At 70.1% G+C, this 20225-nt stretch carries 24 protein-coding genes and 1 pseudogene; 6 read left to right on the top strand and 19 right to left on the bottom strand.

Going from position 1 to position 20225, the window contains the following annotated elements; all coding sequences use genetic code 11:
* Nucleotides 1-2: 2 nt before the first annotated feature.
* From ND450_RS02435 to pdxY, 7 genes are all read right to left on the bottom strand, one after another.
* Nucleotides 3-818, bottom strand: a complete 816-nt coding sequence (locus ND450_RS02435; RefSeq protein WP_253324525.1) for an ABC transporter permease — start codon at nucleotides 816-818, stop codon at nucleotides 3-5.
* 124 nt (nucleotides 819-942) lie between these two features.
* The gene (locus ND450_RS02430) at nucleotides 943-1632 is read right to left on the bottom strand and encodes a phytanoyl-CoA dioxygenase family protein (RefSeq protein WP_253324524.1); all 690 of its coding nucleotides are present in this window, start codon (nucleotides 1630-1632) and stop codon (nucleotides 943-945) included.
* 2 nt (nucleotides 1633-1634) lie between these two features.
* Nucleotides 1635-2618, bottom strand: a complete 984-nt coding sequence (locus tag ND450_RS02425; RefSeq protein WP_253324523.1) for an ABC transporter ATP-binding protein — start codon at nucleotides 2616-2618, stop codon at nucleotides 1635-1637.
* On the bottom strand, nucleotides 2618-3439 hold the full coding sequence (locus tag ND450_RS02420) for a carbohydrate ABC transporter permease (RefSeq protein WP_253324522.1): 822 nt from the start codon (nucleotides 3437-3439) through the stop codon (nucleotides 2618-2620). The genes ND450_RS02425 and ND450_RS02420 overlap by 1 nt, the downstream gene beginning before the upstream one ends.
* On the bottom strand, nucleotides 3436-4302 hold the full coding sequence (locus ND450_RS02415; RefSeq protein ID WP_253324521.1) for a carbohydrate ABC transporter permease: 867 nt from the start codon (nucleotides 4300-4302) through the stop codon (nucleotides 3436-3438). Before ND450_RS02415 ends, ND450_RS02420 begins: the two co-directional genes overlap by 4 nt.
* The gene (locus ND450_RS02410; RefSeq protein ID WP_253324520.1) at nucleotides 4295-5674 is read right to left on the bottom strand and encodes an extracellular solute-binding protein; all 1380 of its coding nucleotides are present in this window, start codon (nucleotides 5672-5674) and stop codon (nucleotides 4295-4297) included. The genes ND450_RS02415 and ND450_RS02410 overlap by 8 nt, the downstream gene beginning before the upstream one ends.
* Before the next feature lie 111 nt (nucleotides 5675-5785).
* The gene (gene pdxY / locus ND450_RS02405; protein ID WP_253324519.1) at nucleotides 5786-6637 is read right to left on the bottom strand and encodes a pyridoxal kinase PdxY; all 852 of its coding nucleotides are present in this window, start codon (nucleotides 6635-6637) and stop codon (nucleotides 5786-5788) included.
* A 25-nt stretch (nucleotides 6638-6662) separates the two neighbouring features.
* On the opposite strand from pdxY, the gene bla reads away from it, so the two are divergent.
* Entirely contained in the window at nucleotides 6663-7556 is an 894-nt protein-coding gene (bla, locus tag ND450_RS02400; RefSeq protein ID WP_253324518.1) for a class A beta-lactamase, read from the top strand.
* Here bla and ND450_RS02395 read toward each other — a convergent pair.
* Nucleotides 7549-7950, bottom strand: a complete 402-nt coding sequence (locus ND450_RS02395; RefSeq protein ID WP_143091570.1) for an ATP-binding protein — start codon at nucleotides 7948-7950, stop codon at nucleotides 7549-7551. The two genes, bla and ND450_RS02395, sit on opposite strands and share 8 nt — an antisense overlap.
* 82 nt (nucleotides 7951-8032) lie before the next feature.
* Nucleotides 8033-8428, bottom strand: a complete 396-nt coding sequence (locus ND450_RS02390; RefSeq protein WP_253324517.1) for an ATP-binding protein — start codon at nucleotides 8426-8428, stop codon at nucleotides 8033-8035.
* A gap of 125 nt (nucleotides 8429-8553) precedes the next feature.
* On the opposite strand from ND450_RS02390, the gene ND450_RS02385 reads away from it, so the two are divergent.
* Nucleotides 8554-9732, top strand: a complete 1179-nt coding sequence (locus ND450_RS02385; RefSeq protein WP_253324516.1) for an MFS transporter — start codon at nucleotides 8554-8556, stop codon at nucleotides 9730-9732.
* Nucleotides 9733-9757: 25 nt separating this feature from the next.
* A complete protein-coding gene (locus ND450_RS45950; RefSeq protein WP_371927749.1) occupies nucleotides 9758-10318 on the top strand; it encodes a copper resistance protein CopC in 561 nt (186 codons plus the stop codon).
* Here the strand turns inward: ND450_RS45950 and ND450_RS02380 are convergent.
* The 6 genes and pseudogenes from ND450_RS02380 to ND450_RS02355 all read right to left on the bottom strand — a co-directional run.
* Nucleotides 10301-11455: pseudogene (locus ND450_RS02380) on the bottom strand (RNA polymerase sigma factor); the annotation flags it as partial. The gene ND450_RS45950 and the pseudogene ND450_RS02380 sit on opposite strands and share 18 nt — an antisense overlap.
* Complete coding sequence (locus ND450_RS02375; protein WP_253324515.1) at nucleotides 11455-11802, bottom strand: YciI family protein; 348 nt, start codon at nucleotides 11800-11802, stop codon at nucleotides 11455-11457. The gene ND450_RS02375 and the pseudogene ND450_RS02380, both read right to left, overlap by 1 nt.
* 68 nt (nucleotides 11803-11870) lie before the next feature.
* Nucleotides 11871-12551 (bottom strand): DJ-1/PfpI family protein, encoded by a 681-nt coding sequence (locus ND450_RS02370; RefSeq protein WP_253324514.1) that lies wholly within the window; start codon nucleotides 12549-12551, stop codon nucleotides 11871-11873.
* 146 nt (nucleotides 12552-12697) lie between these two features.
* Nucleotides 12698-13024, bottom strand: a complete 327-nt coding sequence (locus tag ND450_RS02365; protein WP_253324513.1) for an HPF/RaiA family ribosome-associated protein — start codon at nucleotides 13022-13024, stop codon at nucleotides 12698-12700.
* Nucleotides 13025-13104: 80 nt separating this feature from the next.
* Nucleotides 13105-13578: a redoxin domain-containing protein gene (locus ND450_RS02360; RefSeq protein WP_253324512.1), complete on the bottom strand. Its 474-nt coding sequence runs from the start codon at nucleotides 13576-13578 to the stop codon at nucleotides 13105-13107.
* A 6-nt stretch (nucleotides 13579-13584) separates the two neighbouring features.
* Entirely contained in the window at nucleotides 13585-14376 is a 792-nt protein-coding gene (locus tag ND450_RS02355) for a cytochrome c biogenesis CcdA family protein (protein WP_253324511.1), read from the bottom strand.
* Nucleotides 14377-14399: 23 nt separating this feature from the next.
* On the opposite strand from ND450_RS02355, the gene ND450_RS02350 reads away from it, so the two are divergent.
* The gene (locus tag ND450_RS02350) at nucleotides 14400-15083 is read left to right on the top strand and encodes a DedA family protein (RefSeq protein ID WP_253324510.1); all 684 of its coding nucleotides are present in this window, start codon (nucleotides 14400-14402) and stop codon (nucleotides 15081-15083) included.
* Between the two features lie 606 nt (nucleotides 15084-15689).
* Nucleotides 15690-16208 (top strand): lytic polysaccharide monooxygenase auxiliary activity family 9 protein, encoded by a 519-nt coding sequence (locus ND450_RS02345; RefSeq protein WP_253324509.1) that lies wholly within the window; start codon nucleotides 15690-15692, stop codon nucleotides 16206-16208.
* Here the strand turns inward: ND450_RS02345 and ND450_RS02340 are convergent, their stop codons facing one another.
* Genes ND450_RS02340 through ND450_RS02325 form a run of 4 tightly spaced genes read right to left on the bottom strand, consistent with a single transcriptional unit; the run spans nucleotide 16209 to nucleotide 19793 of the window.
* On the bottom strand, nucleotides 16209-16616 hold the full coding sequence (locus ND450_RS02340) for a DUF1992 domain-containing protein (protein WP_253324508.1): 408 nt from the start codon (nucleotides 16614-16616) through the stop codon (nucleotides 16209-16211).
* Nucleotides 16613-17530, bottom strand: coding sequence for a prolyl aminopeptidase (gene pip / locus ND450_RS02335; RefSeq protein WP_253324507.1), 918 nt, complete (start codon nucleotides 17528-17530; stop codon nucleotides 16613-16615). Before pip ends, ND450_RS02340 begins: the two co-directional genes overlap by 4 nt.
* A gap of 54 nt (nucleotides 17531-17584) precedes the next feature.
* A complete protein-coding gene (locus tag ND450_RS02330; RefSeq protein ID WP_253324506.1) occupies nucleotides 17585-18790 on the bottom strand; it encodes an MFS transporter in 1206 nt (401 codons plus the stop codon).
* Between the two features lie 4 nt (nucleotides 18791-18794).
* Nucleotides 18795-19793 (bottom strand): ABC transporter substrate-binding protein, encoded by a 999-nt coding sequence (locus ND450_RS02325; RefSeq protein ID WP_253324505.1) that lies wholly within the window; start codon nucleotides 19791-19793, stop codon nucleotides 18795-18797.
* Nucleotides 19794-19871: 78 nt separating this feature from the next.
* On the opposite strand from ND450_RS02325, the gene ND450_RS02320 reads away from it, so the two are divergent.
* Complete coding sequence (locus tag ND450_RS02320; RefSeq protein ID WP_253324504.1) at nucleotides 19872-20219, top strand: hypothetical protein; 348 nt, start codon at nucleotides 19872-19874, stop codon at nucleotides 20217-20219.
* Nucleotides 20220-20225 lie beyond the last annotated feature (6 nt).

The following is a 20225-nucleotide window of genomic DNA, read 5'->3' as shown; positions in this document are numbered from 1 at the left end:
CGTCAGCCTTTCGCGAGAAGGGTGGTGACGGCGGCGCCGCGCCTGCTGGCGTGCCACGGCAGCAGCAGCTTTTCGGCGAGGTCGAGCAGGAGGAAGAGCAGGACGCCCACGACGGAGATGACGATCAGGCCCGCGAACAGCATCGGGGTGTCCATGTTGCCGTTGGCCTGCAGGATCACGTAGCCGAGGCCCTCGTTAGAGCCGACGAACTCACCGACCACGGCACCGGTGACGGCGAGCGTGACCGCGACCTTCAGGCCCGCGAACAGGTGCGGGAGCGCGGCCGGGAAGCGGATCTTCACGAACGTCTTGACCGGGCCGCCGCCCATCGTCGCCGCGAGCTCGAGCATCTCGGTGTCGACGGACTTCAGGCCCGTGACCGTGGAGATGACGACCGGGAAGAACGCCATCAGCACGGCCACGACCACCTTCGGCTCGAAGCCGAAACCGAGCCACACCACGAACAGCGGCGCGATGGCGATCTTCGGGATGACCTGCGCGAACAGCAGGATCGGGTAGGCCGTGCTCTCGACCGTCCGCGAGTAGACCATCGCCACGGCCACGAGCACGCCGAGGACGCCCGCGATCACGAAGCCGAGGATCGTCTCGTAGGTGGTCACCCACGTGTGACCCCACAGGTAGGACCACTTGTCGGCGAGCAGGCCGAAGGTCTTGGCCGGCGACGGCACGAGGTAGGCCTCGACCAGGCCGGTCGCGGTGATGAGGTGCCAGACCACGAGGCACGCGGCGAGCAGCGCGACAGGGCGCCACGACCGCTCCACCAGGCCGCGCCACGGATCCGTCCGAACCTTGTCCATCGGGCTCCCTGAGGTCGGAAAGCGCTTTCCAGTACGCTATGTCCGGTCCTCACAGCGGTCAAGGTGGAGGATCACAAGAGACGACTGAATCGATTTTTGATTAGCAGCCATTAGTTCCAGAGCGTCACACGCCGGCGGGGCTGTAGGTGTTGCCCGCGTGGTCGCGGCCGCGGGCGAGGTAGATCCGGTGGTCGCCGGACTTCAGGAACCGGACGCTCGTCGGCATGTACCGCATGGTGTAACCGCAGCGGCGCAGCGTGCTGCGGTTCGGCGGTGAACCGTGCACGAGCATGGCCGAGTGCACGCTGCACGCCCCGCGTTCCAATTCCACGTCGACGGCACGGGACTCGTCGACCGCCGTCTCCTGGTTGAAGAACGAGTCCTCGGTGCCGGTGTGCTCGACGGCCGCGACGTGGCTGCCCGGGATGACGCGCAGGCAGCCGTTCTCGGCGGTCGACCGGTCGATCGCGAGCCACACCGTGATCGCGTCCGAGGCAGGCGCGATGGTGTCGCGCCAGAAGTGCGCGTCCTGGTGCCAGGGCACGGGTTTGCCGTCGCCGGCGGGCTTGCAGATGAAGTGCGACGAGAACAACGCGATGTCCGGTCCGATCAGCGACTCGACCAGGTCCAGCACGCCGGGGTCCAGCAGCCATTCGAACAGTGCCGGGTCGGTCAGGTGCGGCACGTCCATGTGTTCGGGCCGCTGCCCCTCCGGCAGGGCCGCCAGCTTCGCTTCGAAGTGCGCGGCCAGCGCCTCGAACTTCGCCGGGGCCAGCACGCCGGAGTGCGTCTCGTAGCCGTCGGTCTGGAACATCGTCACCTCACGAGTAGGCCGGACTCCTTGTCGTACCGCAGAACGCGTGCGGGTGGGGCGTCCACCGTCACGGAGGTGCCGACGGCGGGTTCGTCGTCCTCGGGCACGACGTAGCCGATCTGGTCGTCACCGCAGTCGAGCGTCACCAGTGACGTCACGCCGAGGTTCTCCACAATGGACACCGAACCGGTGAACAACCCCTCGGCAGCGGGCGTCAGGTACTCCGGCCGCACGCCGACGATCTCCGCGCCGCGCGGGACCAGGTTCATGGGCGTGGAGCCGATGAAGTTCGCGACGAACGTGTCCGCGGGCCGCTGGAACACCTCGCGCGGGGTGCCGAGCTGCCGGATCCGTCCCGAGTCCATCACCGCGATCCGGTCGGCCAGCGCCAGCGCCTCGGCTTGGTCGTGCGTGACGAACACGGTCGTCAGCGCCAGCTCCCGTTGCAGCTTCTTCAGGAAGGTCCTGGCTTCCAGCCGAAGCCGTGCGTCCAGGTTGGACAGCGGTTCGTCGAGCAGCAGCACCTCGGCCGACGCCGCGACCGCACGGGCGAGCGCCGCCCGTTGCTGCTGACCGCCCGAGAGCTGGCCGGGCCGCCGGTCGAGCAACTCCCCCAGGCTCAGCCCGGCCGCGGTGCGCGCGGCCGTCTCCCGCTGCGCGGACTTCGCGGCACCCCGCACCCGCAGCGGGTAGGCGATGTTCTCCGACACCGTCATGTGCGGGAACAGCGCGTAGTCCTGGAACACCATCGCCACCCGCCGGTCACCGGGCTGCAGTCGCGTCACCTCGCGAGAACCGATGTGCACCGCGCCGCCGGTGGCGGCCTCCAGACCCGCGATCGTGCGCAGCAACGTGGTCTTGCCGCAGCCGGACGGGCCGAGCAGGGCGAACAGCTCGCCGTCGGCGATCTCGAGATCCAGTTCGTCCACGGCCCGCACGCCGTTCGGGTACACGGTGGACAGACCCTCGACAGTGATGCCCGCCATCAGCTCTTGATGCCTCCGTGGAATCGGAACCCGTACCGCTTGTTCACGAACAGGTACAGCACGACCACCGGGATCGAGTACAGCAGCGAGAACACCGGGATCACCGTCAGGTTGGCGCTGCCGCCCTCGTCGTACAGGGTGCGCAGCAGCACCGCCGCGGGCTGCTGACCGACGTCGCGCAGCAGCAGGAACGGCAGCAGGAAGTTGCCCCAGGCGTTGACGAACGCCCACACGAAGATCGTCGCGACACCAGGCCGCGCGACCGGAAGCACGACGTGGCTCAGCACCTGACGGGGTGAGGCCCCGAACACCCGCGCCGACTCCTCGTACGACCGGGGCACGGCGTCCACGAAGTCCTTCAGGATGAAGATGGCCGCGGGCAACATGCCGCCCGCGATCACCAGCGCCGTCCCGAACTGCGAGTTGATCAGCCCGAGCTGGAGCATCATCACGAAGATCGGCACCATCGCGGCCGTGCCCGTGACGACCGACGACAGCAGCAACAGCAGGTACAGCAGCAGGTCCCGCCCCGGAATCCGCACCCGCGACAACGCGTACGCCGCCAGGGCGGCCAGCACCGTCGTCACCACGGTCGCGATCACGCACAGCACCAACGAGTTCACCAGCGACGTGAGGGCGTACGGGTGGTCGAACGTCGCCACGACGTTGCGGAGGGTCCAGTCCGGCCAGCGCAACCCCAGGCCGGGCTTCGAGTCGAACGGCGCGGAGGCGAGCCACAGCATCGGCACCGCGAAGAACGCCAGCACGAGCGTGACCAGCACGTAGAAGCCGATCCGCCGCACGATCCACAGAGGACTCACGACCGCCTCCGCAGGAGCCGCAAATACACCAGGGCGATGACGAGGTTGCCCACCAGCAACAGCATCGACATCGCGGACGCGTACCCGAGCTGACCGCCTTCCAACGCCTGCCGGTAGATCAGCACCGGCAGCACCTCGGACCGGTGGTTCGGCCCGCCGGCGGTCAGCAGGAACGGCGTGAAGTCGTTGGCCGTCCACAGGCTGATCAGCAGCGTGTTCGTCAGGACGTGCCCGCGGATGTGCGGGAACACCACGTCCCGCACGGTCTGCCACCCCGAGGCGCCCATCAGCCGCGCGGTCTCGAGCTGCGACGGCGGCACCGCGGCCAGCGCCGAGGTGTAGAGCAGCATCGAGAACGCCGTGCCGCGCCAGACGTTGAAGACGATCAGGCTCGTCATCGGGTACTGCACCAGCCACGCGGTCTGCGGCGACCCGAGCAGCAGGCCCAGCGTGCCGGTGTCGCGGCTCAGCACCGCGAACCACAGGTAGGCCACGACCGTGCCCGGCAGGATCCACGAGAGCAGCACGAGCCCCTCGACGGTCCGCCGCAGGCCGGGCCGCACCGTGCGCAGCAGCCACGCCAGCCCGAACCCGAACAGGTTCTGGCCGATCACCGCCGACCCGAGCACGAACAACGCCGTGAGCCACAACGAGTTCGTGAACAACGGGTCGCGCACGGCCTCCACGACGTTGTCCAGCCCGACGACCTGCGGATCAGCCGCCGCCGGTCCGGTGAGCTGGTAGTTCGTGATGCCGATGTAGAGCGTCCAGAGCGCGGGGAAGACCAGGAACACCCCGATGAGCACGAGCGCGGGCGCGACGAACCCGATCGCGCGCCGGACGCCCAGCCCGGAGCTATCCAACGTTGCCCTCGCCGACGGCCTTCACCAGCGCCGCGCGGTAGGCCGTGGCGACCTCGTCCGGACTCCTGCCCGCCACGACGTCCGCCGTCGCCTGCTGCAACGCCGCCGAGACCTTGGGGTAGTCGGCGAGTCCCGGCCGGTACCGGGTGATCGGGAGGACCTTCTCCGCGATGAACGTCAGCATCGGGTCGCCCTTGAGCACCTCGTCGTTGACGTCCTGCCGTTGCGTGAGCTGCGCCGTGCCCGCCAGCGACTCCTTGACGGCCTCGGCGGAGTTGAGGAACTGCAGGAACTCCCAGGCCTGCCTGGGGTACTGCGTGTTCGGGTTGATCACCCGCACGCCGCCGCCCGACATGCTGACGAAGTCCTGCCCGCCCACCCCGGCCCCGGCCTGCTTCGCGGGGATCAGCGCCCACCCCACGGCGGCGTCGCGGTCGGCCATCTTCGCGACACCGTTCCTCGGTTCCACCACGGAACGCCAGAAGTAGTCGCTCTCCAGCAGGATGCCGATCCTGTTCTCGCTGAACAGCTGGAACGACCGGTCGCGGCCCTTGGCCTCCTGCTGCAGCACGGGATCGCCGAGCCCGCCGCCGTAGACCTCCCGGTACAGCCCCAGAACGTCCTTCAGCTGCGCGGAATCCCCTTGCCACTTCCCGTTGTCGAAGATCGGCCTGCCGGTGCCGGCGAGCGCGGGCAGCACGCCCTGCATGGTCGTGGCCTCGCCCATCGCGCTGCCCGCGTTGAGCTGGACCGGCGTGACGCCGGGCAGCGCCTTGAGCTTCGCGCCCGCCTCGAGGACGTCCTGCCAGCTGCGAGGTTGCCAGTCCGCGGGCAGTCCGGCCTGTGCGAACAGCTTCTTGTTGAAGAACAGCACGCGCCCGTCGGTGCCCATCGGCACGCCGTAGCGCTTGCCGTCGAACTCGCCGAGCCCCTGCACGGCCTTCGGGATCTGGTCCCAGCCGTCCCAGTCGGTGTTCCCGACGACGTCGGCGAGCGGCTTGATCTGCGCGGCCTGCGCGAACTCGCCGAGCCAGATGCCGTCGATCTCGATGACGTCGCCGCCACCACCGGTCTTCAGGTCGAGCGCGACCTTGGTCTTGAAGTCCTCGTCACCTGCGCCGTTCTGCTCGAACTTGATGGTCGCGGTGACGCCTTTGGCCTTCTGCAGCTCGGTGAACTTCGGGATCACCCAGTTCTGGATCCAGTTCGCGCCCCGCGCGTTCTTCCCGCCGACCGCCGAGTTGGCGACGATCGTCAGCGTGATCTCCTCGGCGTCGGCGTTGCGCGCCTGATCACCGCCCTGCGTCTGTCCCAGACATCCCGCCAGCAGCCCGCACACCGCCAGCAGCCCGAACACCGTTGTCCGCCGCATCCGTGATCTCCCCACCGAGAGCACCAGCTGGTACGTCACCCTCCAACCTGGCACCCGATCACGGCGGCCACAAGGTCTGGCCGGGTCACGCGGCCAGACCTGACGGCATCGTCAGCGCACCTGCTCGGCCTTGAACTGCATCCGCGGCGAGGCGTAGAACTCCTGGGCCTGCACGAGCCGCAGCTCGCGCTCACCGGAGCGGTAGGTGAGGTCGATCAGGTCGAAGACGCTCGACGCCGTGCGCTCCAGCGCCACCGCCGCGTCCTTGGACTGCACGTAGTGGGCGGTGAACAGCGCCGCCGTGACGTCGCCGGACCCGTTCGCCTTGAACGGCAGGTGCGGGGTGCTCACGACCCAGGCGCCGGCGTCGGCCACGACGAGCATCTCGATCGTGCCCTCCTCGCGGTCCGGCCGCTCGACGCTCGTGACCAGCACGGTCGACGGGCCCATGTCCCGCGCGAGGTCGGCCGACACGAGCGTGGACTCGATGCTCGCCGGCTCGGTGCCGGTGAGGAACCCGAGCTCGAACTGGTTCGGCGTGATGATGTCGGCGACCGGCACGACCTTGTCGCGCAGCAGCACGGGGATCTCGGGGGCGACGAAGCAGCCGGACTTGGCGTTGCCCATCACCGGGTCGCACGCGTAGACCGCCGCCGGGTTCGCGGCCTTCACCCTGCGCACCGCGTCGATGATCACGTCGGCGATGCCCGCCCCGCCCTGGTAGCCGGACAGCACGGCGTCGACCTGGGGGAACACCCCGCGCTCCTCGACACCGAGCAGGATCTCGGCGACGTCGGACGGCGGGAGGAGCGGCCCGCGCCAGGCGCCGTACCCGGTGTGGTTGGAGAACGCCACCGTGGGGATCGGGACGACCTCGACCCCGATGCGTTGCAGCGGGAAGACGGCCGCGGAGTTCCCGACGTGGCCGTGGGCGACGACGGACTGGATGGACAGAACCTTCATCCGGCCAGCCTAATAGGCTGAACGGGTGGCCGATCGACGCGCAGTCCTGAAGACCCTGGCCCTGCTCCCCCTCGCCGGCTGCGCCGCCCCGCAGGTGACCGAGCCCGTGCGGCCGGTCAGCCCGGCGACCACCAGCGCCGCGCCCGTGCGGCACGACGCGTTGGCCGAGCTCGAGAAGAAGTTCGACGCACGGCTGGGCGTCTTCGCGACGGGCGGCGGGGGGACGGTCGAGCACCGGGCCGACCAGCGGTTCGCGTTCTGCTCGACGTTCAAGGGCCTGGCCGCGGCCGCGGTGCTGCACCGCAACCCGATGGCGCACCTGGACACCGTCGTCACCTACACCGAGGCCGAGCTGATGAAGAGCTCGGCGATCACCAGGCAGCACGTCCGGACGGGCATGAGGCTGCGCGACCTGTGCGACGCCGCCGTCCGGTACAGCGACGGCACGGCGGGCAACCTGCTGCTGCGCGAGGCCGGCGGCCCCGCCGCGCTCACCGGCTACCTGCGCGAACTCGGAGACACCGAGACGAGGGTGGACCGGATCGAGCCGGACCTCACCTCGGCCGTTCCCGGCGACCCGCGCGACACCGCCACCCCGCGCTCACTCGGCGCGGACTACCGGCGGCTCGTGCTCGGCGACGCCCTGGAGCCGCCGAAGCGGGACTTCCTCGTGGACCTGCTGGAACGGTCGGTCACCGGGGCGAAACGCGTCCGGGCGGGGGTGCCGGAGGGCAGCAGGGTCGCGAGCAAGACGGGCACCGGCTCGTACGGCACCGTCAACGACATCGCGATCGTGTGGCCGCCTGCCGGCGAGCCGCTGCTGATCGCGATCATGTCGAGCAAGGCGTCCGCGGACGCCGAGTACGACGAGGCCCTCGTCGCCGAAGCCGCCGCCTACGTCGTCCAGACCCTCACCTGACGGACGAGACGTCCGCCCACACGGTCTTCGAGTCGGGGAACCGGTTGTGCCCCCACACCTGCGCCAAGCCGTTGACCAGCAACAATCCGCGCTGGCGGCGACCGAGGAACCCGATCCGCCCCAGCTGCGGGAACCTGCCGGGCGTCCCGTCGTCGACCTCGACCCGCACCACTTCGCGTTCGGGCAGGCGGAGGATGCGCGCACTGCGCCGCGGGGCGGCGTGGTGGTAGGCGTTGCTCACTAGCTCCGTCGCCACGACCATCACGTCGACCACGACGTTCTCGTGCAGTCCTCTCAGCAGGCGGCGCACCTCCGCCCGCACGTCCGCGAGCGGCAGAACACCTTCCGGTAGGACGAGGTCCACTCGTTCGCTGGACCGTCCTGCAATACCCATCAGCATCTCCCCGCGCCCCGTTCGTACGGAGCAGGAGCTTCCATACCCCGGAGCGCGCACGTTGAAACCTCGCGAACTTCGCTCACGTCGTCCTCGGCAGATCAGCCCACACCACGGTGCCGCCGTGGGCCCTGTCCACACCCCACCGGTCCGACAGCCGGGCCACCAGGACCAGGCCGTATCCGCGCTGGGGACGGGACACCTTGCGCAACGGCGGGTGGGCACGGGCGTCGTGCGCGATCTCGACGCGGATCTTCTTGAGTTCCACGACCACGCGCAGGAACGACGGTTCCGACGTGTACCGGTACGCGTTGCTGACCAGTTCGTTGACCACCAGCAGCACGTCAGCGACCGCGTCGGCTTCCTCGCCCATCAGCTCCAGCCGCACCCAACGACGGACGGCTGCGAGTGACGGCCTTTGCCTGCCCAGTGGCAGGTCCGCCGCCTCGCCCGTCCTCGCTGCCTGGTCGCGAGCCAAACCGCTCCTCGGTCAGTTGATCAGTTCGGGCGCGGGTTACCCCGTTGCATCGAGCGCCAAACCAACCCTTTCGTTCATCGAGATCATCTACCCTCACGGCTCCGCCGCAACTCCAGGGGGAACGCGTGCCCAGATCCTTGCCGCCGGTGCTGGCCGCCGTGCTGGTCGTCTACTCGGCGCACCAGGTGCTGAGCGCCCTGAGCGCTCCCGTCGTCAGCGTGCTCTCCCTGACCACGTCCCAGCTGGGACTGGTGCTGTCCATCGCCTCCGTGACGATCGCGGTGGCGAGCCCGGTGTGGGGAGTGCTGGTCGACGCCGTCGGCGTGCGTCCGGTGCTGCTCGTCGGCCTGGGCCTGTGCGTGGTGGGGTCGGCCGGTTTCGCCGTCGCGGTGACGTCCGCCGTCGGCGAGACGCTGACCGGTGACGTGGCGTTCGCGTTCGTGCTGGTGTTCCGCAGCGTGCTGTTCTCCGCGGGCCTCGCCTCGGTGCTCGTCGGGGCGCTCGCCGTCGCGGGCCTCTCGACCAGCGGGGAGACCGGGCGCACCAGGGCCGTCGGCTTCGTCGGGGCCGCCCAGGGAGTCGCGGTGCTGCTCGGGCCGGTCCTCGGTGGAGCGCTCACCGTCGCGTCGCTGGCGTTGCCGCTGTACGTGGCGCCCGTGTTCGCACTGCTGGCCGCGTTCGTCGTCTTCACCGCGCTGAAGCCTCCGGCCGTGTCGCAGGAGCCGGTGCGGTTCCGCCCGGCGGAGGTGGTGCCCGCGTTCGGTGCCGGCTTCTTCCTCCACCTGTCGCTCGCGGTGGTGCAGGCCGTCGTCGTGTACCTGGCCGCCGACCGGCTCGACACCCGTGTCGGGTCCGGCTCCGTCGAGAGCCTGCTGTTCGCGTCCGGCATCGGGTTCCTCGTGGCGCAGGGCCTGCTGGTGCCGTTGCTGAAGTGGTCCCCCGCCCGGCTGCTGCTGGTCGGCGGGCCGCTCGCGCTGGCCGGGTACGCCCTCCTGGCGTTCGCACCGTCGACCGCCCTCATGGCGTTGGCGTTCCTGGTGGTGTCGCTGGGCGTCGGCCTCGCGGTCACCGGGTTCGGCGCGGCGGCCTCGCTCGGGGTGGGGGCGCGGCGCCAGGGTCTGGTGGCCGGACTGGTCACGGCGGTGAGCGGGCTGGCGTTCCTCGGCGGACCGGTGCTGAGCGCGGTGCTCTACGAAGTGGAGCCGCTCGCGCCGGTGCTCCTCGCCGGCGCGGCCGCGCTGGTCGCGACGGGTCTGGCGGTCGTCCCCGCGCTGGTCCGGTCCGAAACGAGTCTGCCGAACTGATCGACACAGCCACTACGCTGCGCACGTGACGCGTTACTTCAGCGCGCTCGTGCTGGCCCTGCTGACCGCGACGGCCTTCGTCGTCCCCGCACAGGCCCACGCCGAGCTCAAGAGCAGCAACCCGGCCTCCGGCGCGACCCTGGACGCCCCGCCCAAGACCGTCGAGCTGGTGTTCAGCGAGTCGATCAGCCTGCCGGACGGTGACGCGATCACCATCACGGGAGCGGACGGCACCAAGGTGCCCGTCACCCAGGCGAACGCCGTCGACTCCACGATCACGGCGACGATCGACGCGTCCGCGGCGAAGTCGGGTGTGCACACCGTCGACTGGGCGGCCAAGTCCGCCGACGGCGACACCGTCACGGGCAAGTTCACGTTCACGATGACCGTCGCGGCGCAGACCTCCTCCTCGGCCGCCGCCCCGACGACGACCACGACGAGCGCGGCGACGTCGACCGCTCCCCCGGCTGCCGCGGCCGAGGAGGCAGGTGGCGTGCCGATCTGGGTGTGGCTGCTGGTCGCGCTCGTGGTGGTCGTCGGCGTGATCCTGCTGGTCCGCCGCCGCAAGCCCGCCGAGACGCTCTAGCCGTTCCCGCAGGAGGTCGCGCTCCGCCGGGTGTTCGGCCCGGTCGAGCGCGGCCTGCAGCGCTGCCGCCGGGTCCTCGCCGAGCCGGTGCAGCAGGTCCGCCCGGACGGCGTGGAACAGGTGGTAGCGGTCGAGGTCGAGCGCGTCGACCTCCCGCAACGCCGCTCGCGGCCCCTCGGTCTCGGCCAGCGCGACTGCGCGGTGCAGCGCCACGACCGGGCTCGGCGTCATGGCCACCAGCTGGTCGTAGAGCGCGACGACCTGGTGCCAGTCCGTGGGCGGGTCGCTGTGCACGGCGTTGATCGCGGCCTGGAGCTGGTAGGGACCGGGCCGGTTCCAGCGCAGGCAGCGGCGCACCAGCTCCTGCCCCTCCGCCACGAACTCCGCGTTCCACAACGCCCTGTCCTGGTCTTGGAGCAGGACGATCTCACCGTCGCGCAGGCGTGCGTCCCGGCGTGACGCGACGAGCAGCATCAACGCGAGCAGGCCCCACACCTCGGGCTCGTCCGGCATGAGCTCCGCGAGCACCCGGCCGAGCCGGATCGCCTCGTCCGCGAGGTCGGCCCTGTCGAGCCAGCCCTCGTTGAAGATCAGGTAGACGACGGCGAGCACGGCCTTCAGGCGGTCGGGGAGATCGGCGTCGCGCGGCACCCGGTACGGGATGCGGGCCGCGCGGATCTTGCCCTTGGCGCGCACGATCCGTTGCGCCATCGTGGGTTCCGGCACCAGGAACGCCCTGGCGATCTCCGCCGTGGTCAGGCCGCCGAGCAGTTTCAGCGTCAGCGCGACCCGCGCCTGCGTCCCGAGCGACGGGTGGCAGCAGGTGAAGATCAGCCGCAGCCGGTCATCGGCCACGTCCCCCACCTCCCGCGCTTCCGGTTCGTGGCGCAGCAGTTCGGCCTGCGCGTGCTTCTCGTGGCCCTTGGCCTCGCGGCGCAGCCTGTCGACCGCGCGGTTGCGGGCGGTCGTGATGATCCAGCCCGCGGGCGACGGCGGGACGCCCTCGGCGGGCCACCGCCGCACGGCCGTGGCGAAGGCGTCCTGCACCGCCTCCTCGGCGAGGTCGATGTCGCCGAGGAGACGGGTCAGGACGGACACCGCACGGCCGTACTCGGCCCGGAAGACCTCCTCGACCATCAGCCCGCGATCGGCCTGACCTCGATCGGCAACGGGCTGAGCACGCCCGCGAGCCGGCGACCCCACTCGAGCGCCTCGTCGAGGTCCTCCGCCTGGATGACCGTGAAGCCGCCGATGTGCTCCTTGCCCTCGGTGAAGGGCCCGTCGGTCATCAGCACGTCGTCGCCCTTGGCCTCGAGGACGGTCGCGGTCGACGGCGGGTGCAGGCCGACGGCGAACACCCACGCGCCTTTCGCCCGCATCTCCTCGTTCAGCGCTTCCAGGTTCGCCATGATCGGCCCGAGGACCTCGGGCGGCGGCGCGTCGCCGTCGGGCTGGTAGATGCTGAGCAGGTACTTCTGCGTCATCGTGATCTCCTCTCACCCCTTGTACGAACGCGGGCCGCCCGTTTCGACAACCGCGGCGAATCGAGTTCCTAGCGCCGCCAGACCGTGCCGCGGCGTTCGTACTCCAGCACCGTCTCCGCCCGCTGCGCCACCTGAGCGCCGGCGAACCGCTCCACCAGCCACAGCGCCACGTCCAGTCCCGAGGTGACGCCGCCGCCGGTGACCAGGTCTCCGTCGTCGACCACGCGGGCCTTGACCACGGTCGTGCCCTGGGCGGCGAGATCGGCCTGGGCGGCGTGGTGCGTGATCGCGTTGCGGCCGCGGGTGACGCCGGCGGTGGACAGGATCATCGTGCCCGTGCAGATGCCGGCCTTGAGCACCTCCGCCCCGGCCAGCCGGCGCAGGAACGCCTGGTCGCGGATCACCGGGTGCACGCCGGGGCCGTTCGTGTTGGCGTACCCGCCGCCGGGCACCACGAGCACGTCCGCGTCCCGGGGCGACCACCCCGTCGGCACGTCGACCTTGGTGCCGTAGGTGCAGGTGACGGTGCGAGGGCGGTCCATCGACACCATGGTGGTGCGGATGGCGCCGTTGCTGAGCTTGCCCGCGAGGCCGAACACCTCGACGGGGGCGACGAAGTCCTGCTCCTCGACGCCGTCGAACATCAGGACCTGGACCCGCAGCGGGGACGAGGCCGAGGCGAGGGCGGAACCGGTCGCGGTGATTCCCACGGACAACGCGGAGGCGCGCATGAAGGTTCGACGTTCCATGCTTCAGAGGTCGGACCGCAAACCCGTTCGGTTCCTTGCGGTGCTGTTCGGTTTCTGAAGATTCCTGTTCGCCCGGTCCGGCGGGCTCGGGGCGCGGAGAACCCACCCCTCGTCCGCCGGCGAGAGGCGGGGACGGTTCTCCGAGGTCAGTTGTGCACCAGCACGTCCCGCATCGAGACGAGCTGCCGCCGCATGCGTTCCCGCACCAGGTCGATCACCTCGGTGACGGTGTGGCCCTCCGCGTACGCCTGCACCTCGACCCACTTGAGGTCGAGCCGGGCGTGCGCGTGGATCACGGTCTTGTCCGCGGTCAGGTTGACCCACGCGAAGTCGACCCGGTCCGGCGCGTACCGGTCGAGCGACCCGATCCGCGCGGACGCGTAGTCCCTGGCCTGCTCGGGGATGGCCTCCGCGAGCGAGACCTGGATGTAGTCCATCGGGGTTGCCTCCTCAAGGCCACGCGGCAGCGCCACGCGGCCTCCTCGAAGGTACGGTCGCGACCGCGTCGCCGAACCAGGCCTTGGTCCCTACCTCGAAGGACTTTTCGCCGAGCTCACGCCTTCGACACCAGCGAGGACACGCGCCCGTCGAGCTGCTCCTCGGTGGGCGCGCCGGTGAGCAGCTCGACCGAGCCGTCGGCGCGCACGAACGCGAACGTCGGCTGCGCGGTGACGCCGAACCGCTTCCACACCGCCCCGTCGAGGTCCGCCAGGTGCGGGAACCCGGTCATCTGGTGGTCGCTCACGAACTTCTTCATCGCGTCGAGCTGGTCCTCCGCCGCGACACCGACGAACTGCACCTCCGAGTGCTTCTTCGCGACCTCCGCGACCGTCTCGGCCTCGGCGTTGCACGACGGGCACCACGGCGTCCAGAACCAGAGCACGGCGGGCTGCCCGACGAGCTCGTCCCCGCGGAACTCGGCGCCGTCGAGCGTCGTCGCGGTGAACTGGAACTTCTCCGGCGCCGGCGCCTTCTCCGCGCAACCGGCGAGCAGCAGGATCCCCAGCAGCAGTCCGAGGACGCGCATGTGCCCTCACCTCCTGCCAGGGCGTACGGCCTTGCGCCTCCTCCGGTTCAGCCACCACAGCCCTGTCACGCCGAGCACCCCGAGGAACGGCCACGGCCCCAGCGCGCCGACGACCTGCACCAGCGCGTTCTGGAACCGCCCGATCGCCTGGACGACCGGATCAGCCGGACTGCCACCCGCGAGGAACAACCGCAGCTCGTAGACGCCGTAGTACGTCACGTACGCACCCACGGCCACGAGCACGACACCACCGATGCGACCGACGTGCGGGAGCACCTTCCTGATGTGTGGCGCGACCGCCGAACCCGCGACCGCCACCACGGTCACGACCAGCCCCATCCCGAGCGCATAGGCCAGAAACGCCATCACACCCGTCTGCAGTGATGCCCCCACCACGGCGAGAAACGGCCCGATCGCGCACGAGAGAGAGGCGATGGCGAACGCGACGCCGTACCCGTACATGGACCACAAACTCTTCGGCGCCGCCCGCAACTTCGGCAACCGGACGTAGAGGTCCTTCCCCAGCAGCAGGAGCACGCCGACGACGACCATCACGAGCCCGATCACGACCGTCACGAACGGCAGGTAGCGCTTGAGCGTGGCGGCCACGGGCGACACCAGAACTCCGAACGCGCCGAAGAAGGTGACGAATCCGGCCGTCATCACCAAACCGGACATAAATGCTCTTATTGGACTGTCCCGCGCCACCAACGCCACATAGGCGGGCAGCATCGCGAATCCGCACGGGTTGACCGTGGCCACCATTCCCGCGACGACCGCGAGCGCGAGCTCGTTCACGCCGCTGAGGCTAGAGTTGCGACGTGCCGATCGAACAGTGGCTCGAAGCCATCCCACCCCTGCTCGTCTACGCGATCGTGGGCCTGGTGATCGGCTTCGAGTCGCTCGGCATCCCGCTACCGGGCGAGATCGTGCTGGTCACGGCATCCCTGCTGGCATCGCAGCACGACGACCTGAGCCCGCTGTGGATCGGCGTCTGGGCGACCGGGGGCGCCATCATCGGCGACAACTTCGGCTACCTCATCGGCCGCAGGGGCGGCCCGAGGCTGTTCGCGTGGATGGGCCGCAAATTCCCCAAGCACTTCGGCGAAACACAGCTCGACCACGCCCGCCGCGTGTTCCAGAAACGCGGTGCCTGGGCCGTCTTCTTCGGCCGGTTCGTGGCACTGCTGCGCATTCTCGCCGGCCCGCTCGCGGGCTCGTTGCACATGAACTACGGCAAGTTCCTCGTGGCGAACGCTTTGGGCGGTGTCGTGTGGGCGGGCGGCACCACGGCGGCCGTGTACTACCTCGGTGTGGTGGCGGAGAAGTGGTTGAAGGGCTTCTCGTACGCGGGGCTGGCGATCGCCGTGGTGTTCGGGATCGCCGGGGTGTTCGTGGTGAAGCGGCGGCTCGCGAAGGCGGCCGAGAAGGCTGAGAAAGCGGAGAAGAGCGAGAAGTCGGGGGCGTCGGGGACGTCGGTGGAGGACGAGGCCGCGGCGGTTTAGGGGCGCTGGTCCTGGGGCGCAGGGCGCGGCGCGCGTGGTGTGAGGCGCGGCGCGCGTGGTGTGAGGCGCGGCGCGCGTGGCGCTGGCGTGCCGTGCGAAGCGCTGGCGTGCGGGGGCGTGAGGCCCGAGGCGCGGCGCGCGTGCCATGAGGCGCGGGGCGCGGGGCGTGAGGCGCGGGGCGTGAGGCGCGGGGCGCGGGCGCGAACTGCGAAGGCGCTCGCTTAAGCCGCAGCCCCGCCACACACCGGGCATCAGCGGCAACGCACCCACCTCCCCCTCGGCTCCAACGCCAGCCCTCCCCTCCCCGCCCCTCCTGCCGAGCCGCTCACCCTCCGCTCACACCCCACCGAACTTCCCGGCCCCCGTCCCGGCCCATCCCCACCGCCCCGGCCCCACAACCCAACGCGCCCAAAACCCACACAACCCAACGACTTCGCGCACAACCGCCGAAGCTTCGGGGCTGTACGAAGCTGTCCGCAGACCGCTTACCTGTCCGATCTATCCGACACGTCTTGTGGCGCCCCGATTACGCGCGGTATGGTCTAGACCTTCAATCGCCGCCGCGATGTAACGGGAGTACGCACACATCAAGGCAAAGGAACTCACATGAAGATTGGACGCAGGATCGCGGCCGCCATGGCCGGCGTTCTCGCTGCACCGGTGATCGTCGTGGCTCTCCCGACCGGAACGGCGTTCGCACACGGGTACATCTCCTCGCCGCCCAGCCGGCAGGCGCAGTGCGCCAACGGCACCGTGAAGGACTGCGGCGCGATCCAGTGGGAGCCGCAGTCGGTCGAGGGCCCGAAGGGCCTGCAGAGCTGCCACGCCAACCTGTCGCAGTTCTCCGTGCTGAGCAACGACAGCAAGGGCTGGCGGGTCACCAACACCGGCCGCACGGTGACGTTCAACTGGGTGTTCACCGCCCGGCACCGCACCGCGGACTACGTCTACTACGTCGACGGCCGCAAGGTCGCCACGTTCAGCGGCAACAACCAGCAGCCGCCGGCCACCGTGCAGCACAGCGTGAACGTGGGCTCGGCCGGCAAGCACAAGGTCCTGGCCGTGTGGAACATCGGCGACACCGCCAACGCGTTCTACTCCTGCATCGACATCAACGCGAGCTGATCACCGGCCGCGTGAGGTCCCCTTCCTCTCACGCAGCAACTCGTCGACGTCGAACGGCATGAGGTTCAACGGCGGGCCGGACAACGGTTTCCGCAGCGCGTCGAGGATCTTCGCGTTGATCTCGACGACGATCGCGCGCGCTTCCTCGTCGGTCGTGGCCGCCAGGGCCTTCGCCCTGGCGGTCTCGGCCTGCTTGCGCAGCACCAGGGAAGGGGGCAACCCTGTCGTGCCCTCTTCCTCCCTGACCTTCCTCTTGATCCACCAGTCCTCGTCGAGCGGCTCGCCCGCGCCGGGCAGCGGTGTGCCGGCGCCCGGCAGGTCGTCGAACTCACCTCGTTCCTGGGCCTCGCGGATCTGCCTGTCGATCCACGACTCGAACCCCATTCCCGCCGGTTTCCGTTGTGTCACGGGGAAAACCTCCTGACCGCGGTCGCGATCGCCTCGGTGAAGGCGGGGCTGCCCTTGTGGCCACTGTCGTCCACGAGGGTCAGCTCGGCGTCCGGCCACGCCTGCGCCAGCGCGTACGCCGTGTCCGCCGGGCAGCTCAGGTCGCGGCGGCCGTGGATCAGGGCGGCCGGGATGCCGACGAGTTTTGCCGCGCCGCCCAGCAGGTCGTCCACGAAGCCGTGGTTCGCGTAGTAGTGCGCGATGATCCGCACCAACGCGATCAAGTCGGCGGAGGCGCGGTCCGCGAACACGGCGGGCTTGCCGAAGTTCTCCAGCGACAGCACCGTGTCCTCCCAGCGGCACCACTCGAGCGCCGCCTGCTCCCGGACGGCCGGGTCCGGGTCCTCCATCAGGTTCGCGTAGGCGCGCACGACGTCCGGTGCGTCGCCCGCGTGCGCGCTGAACCGGGCCCACGACTCCGGGAAGAACCGGGACACGCCGCGGTAGAGCCAGTCCACCTCGCGCGGCGACGACAGCGTCACCGCGATCAGGATCATCTCCGAGACGCGCTCGGGATGCCGCTGTGCGTAGGCGACGGCGAGGGTGGTGCCCCAGGAACCGCCGTACAGCAACCACTTCTCGATGCCGAGGTGCTCGCGGAGCTGCTCCACGTCGGCGATCAGGTGGTCGGTGGTGTTGACGGACATGTCCGCGGCCGGGTCGCTCGCGTGCGGGGTGCTCAGGCCGCAGCCGCGCTGGTGGAAGATCACGATGCGGAACTTCTCCGCGTCGAGCGACTTCCGCGCGCCCTTCGCCGGGCTGCCGGGACCGCCGTGCAGGAACACGGCCGGCTTGCCGGCGGGGTTGCCGACGACCTCCCAGTAGACGCGGTTGCCGTCACCGACGTCGAGCAGGCCGTGCTCGTAGGGCTCCATGGAAACGAGCGTACCGAGCCGCACCGACGAGATCGTCCAGGTCGGCGCGGCGCCCTACCTCGAAGGGGCTGTCCCCCACTCGACACCTCGCGCACGGGACGCGGCGGCCGCCCACAACGCCACCAGGACCCCGGCCACACCCGCGGCCACCAGGATCGTCCGCGGCCCCAGCACGTCGATCAGCAGACCGCCGGCGACGTACGACACCGCCGCCGCCACACCGATCCCGCCGTAGAAGTTGCCGAACACCCGGCCCGTCCGGTCGGCGGGCACGAGCCGCTGGACGAGCGTGCTGTGCGCGACGTCCATGGCCGCGATGCCCAGTCCCCGCACGGCCTGCAGCGCGAACGCCGACGCCACGCCCCACGCCAGGCCGGTGAACAGGTTGCCCGCGCTGCTGATCACGAACCCCGTGACGAGCAGCGCGACCATGCTCCACCGCGCGGATCCCCTGACCAGCAAGGCGTAGCCCGCCAGCAGGCCGATGCCGACCGCGCCGAGGACGAACCCGGCCACGCTCTCCGACTCGCCGAACACCCCCATCGTCAGCTGCAGCACGGCGACGTCGTCGATGGCGGTGCAGGCGACGACACCGCAGAACCCGGCGAACACGATCCGCAGCGGCCTGTTGCGCCAGATTTCGCTCACGCCGGCCTTCACGTCGGTGAACACCGCCTCCCGCGTCTCCCCCGGCACGACGAGCTTCGGCAGGCGCAGCAACAACAACGCCGACAGGCCGAACGACAGCGCGTCCACGAGCAGCACGCCCCGAGTGCCGAGGAACGGCAACAGCAGGGCGGCGAGGAACGGCCCGATGACGTCGGCGCTGTTGGACCCCAGTCCCAGCGCGGTGTTCGCCTGCGCCAGGTCCTTCTCCGCGACGAGGCTCGGCACGGCGGCCCGCGACGCCGGGACGAAGACCTGCCCGAGCACCGCCCGCACGCCCACCAGCGCGAGCAGGAGCGGCAACGGCGGCAGTGTCAGCGCGATGACCGCGAGCAGCACGCACTGCGCGACCTCGCAGACGATCATCACGGTCCGCCGGTCGAACCTGTCGCTGATCACACCGGTGAGCGGGCTGAGCAACGACGGCGCGAAGTCGCCCACGAGCAGCAGCGCCGCCACCGCGATCGCTTTCCCCAGCACGGACTGCACATGCACCATCAACGTGACGAGGCTGAGCGCGTCCCCCACAACAGAAACGACCCGTGCGGTGCTGAGCACGCGCAACGGGCCGTTTTCCTTCAGAAGCGTCAGCACACGGCTACTTTGCCAACACCTGCTCCAACTGGTCAGCCAGTTTTTCCATGATCTTGGAGTAGGAGGCGTAGCTCAGCGGGGCCACCGCGTTCCACTCGACGAACCGGCCTGCCTGCACGGAGGGCAGCCCCGCGAAGACCGGGTGCCCCTCCTTCATCTTCTCCGGGTCGAGCACGTGCGCGCGGGTGTCCCACATCAGCACGTGCTCCTTGTACGTGCCGGAGTTCTCCCACGACAGCGACTGGAAGTAGCCACCGCCCTCGGCGTCGGGCTTGTCCGGCGTGAGCAGCGGCAGGCCGAGCTCCTTGGCGTACCAGTCGAGATCCGGGTTGCGGGCCGGGACGGCCACGTAGAAGAGCTTCGGGTCGCCGGCCACGACCTGGATCTTCTGGCCCGCGTCCGTCATCTTCTTCCCGACGGCCCTGAGCCGGTCCGCGGCCTTCGTGAACGCCGCTTCATCAGCCTTGACCTGCGCCGACTCGACGTCCGCGCCGAGGGACTTCGCGAGCTCCTTGAAGCGCTTGACGCCGTCCGGGAGCTGGATCTTGGACTGGCCGATGCCGACGGTCGGGGCGACCTTGAGGACCTTCTCCTCGAACTCGGCCGTGAGGTGCCAGAGCCCGGTGACCTCCGGGTAGTAGCCCGCGACGACCAGGTCGGCGTTCAGCGCGGCGAACTTCTCGAAGTCGATCTCGCCGTAGCCGGGGCCGGTGATGTCGGTGACCTTGCTCGGGTCGATGCTGCCGGCCTCCGGGTCGGTCGATCCGTCGGCGCGCTTGAGCGGGCCGAACGTGCCGACGACGTTGACGCCGTAGTCCTTCAGGGCGCCCGCGGCGGACACCTGCGCGACGACGCGCTCCGGTCGCTTCTCCGCGGTGACCTCCTTGCCCCGATCGTCCTTGAAGGACCACTGGCCACTTCCCGTGCCCTGCTCCGCGGGAGCGTTCCCACCGCACCCGGCCACAAGGCCGAGCAGCAGAACCGCGGCGACTGTCCTGCGCACCTGTCCACCTCCTGATTTAGGCTTGCCTAACCTATCAAGCCCCTTTCGGAACCGGAAAAGTGCGGTACGGTGATCACCGTGCGGAACCGAGTGACGACAGGGCGTCGCCATGCTGTCGTTCTCGCGCTCCTGTTGCTCGCGGTGTTCGTCCTGCACCCCGCGTGCCCGCCGGAACCCACGCACCACGGCGCGTTCACGCCCGGCATCTCCGGCGAGATCTGCCACCACGGCGACACGCACCACGCCGCGGCCGCCGCACCCGCGCAGGCCGCGGTGCAGGCCGGCGCGTTCGCCTTCAGCACACCGGACGCGGACGGCGAGCCCGTCGCGCGTCCCGCCGCGAGAGCGCGCTCGTGTCCGTCGCGCTCCGAGCACGTCAGCTCGGGGCGCACACTCCTGCTCGACCTCGGAATCTCCCGGACGTAGGCCGGC

The sequence above is a fragment of the Lentzea sp. HUAS12 genome (assembly GCF_024125735.1).
Lineage (GTDB): Bacteria > Actinomycetota > Actinomycetes > Mycobacteriales > Pseudonocardiaceae > Lentzea > Lentzea albida.
The sequence above is the reverse complement of the archived record's forward strand: the minus strand, read 5'-3'. Positions and strand labels throughout refer to the sequence as shown.

Excerpts from the sequence above, each read along its gene's own strand:
- ND450_RS02435 (WP_253324525.1), bottom strand. The coding sequence starts at position 818 with ATGGACAAGGTTCGGACGGATCCGTGGCGCGGCCTGGTGGAGCGGTCG.
- ND450_RS02430 (WP_253324524.1), bottom strand. The coding sequence starts at position 1,632 with ATGTTCCAGACCGACGGCTACGAGACGCACTCCGGCGTGCTGGCCCCG.
- ND450_RS02425 (WP_253324523.1), bottom strand. The coding sequence starts at position 2,618 with ATGGCGGGCATCACTGTCGAGGGTCTGTCCACCGTGTACCCGAACGGC.
- ND450_RS02410 (WP_253324520.1), bottom strand. The coding sequence starts at position 5,674 with ATGCGGCGGACAACGGTGTTCGGGCTGCTGGCGGTGTGCGGGCTGCTG.
- pdxY (WP_253324519.1), bottom strand. The coding sequence starts at position 6,637 with ATGAAGGTTCTGTCCATCCAGTCCGTCGTCGCCCACGGCCACGTCGGG.
- ND450_RS02395 (WP_143091570.1), bottom strand. The coding sequence starts at position 7,950 with ATGGGTATTGCAGGACGGTCCAGCGAACGAGTGGACCTCGTCCTACCG.
- ND450_RS02375 (WP_253324515.1), bottom strand. The coding sequence starts at position 11,802 with ATGACGCAGAAGTACCTGCTCAGCATCTACCAGCCCGACGGCGACGCG.
- ND450_RS02370 (WP_253324514.1), bottom strand. The coding sequence starts at position 12,551 with ATGGAACGTCGAACCTTCATGCGCGCCTCCGCGTTGTCCGTGGGAATC.
- ND450_RS02360 (WP_253324512.1), bottom strand. The coding sequence starts at position 13,578 with ATGCGCGTCCTCGGACTGCTGCTGGGGATCCTGCTGCTCGCCGGTTGC.
- ND450_RS02345 (WP_253324509.1), top strand. The coding sequence starts at position 15,690 with ATGAAGATTGGACGCAGGATCGCGGCCGCCATGGCCGGCGTTCTCGCT.
- pip (WP_253324507.1), bottom strand. The coding sequence starts at position 17,530 with ATGGAGCCCTACGAGCACGGCCTGCTCGACGTCGGTGACGGCAACCGC.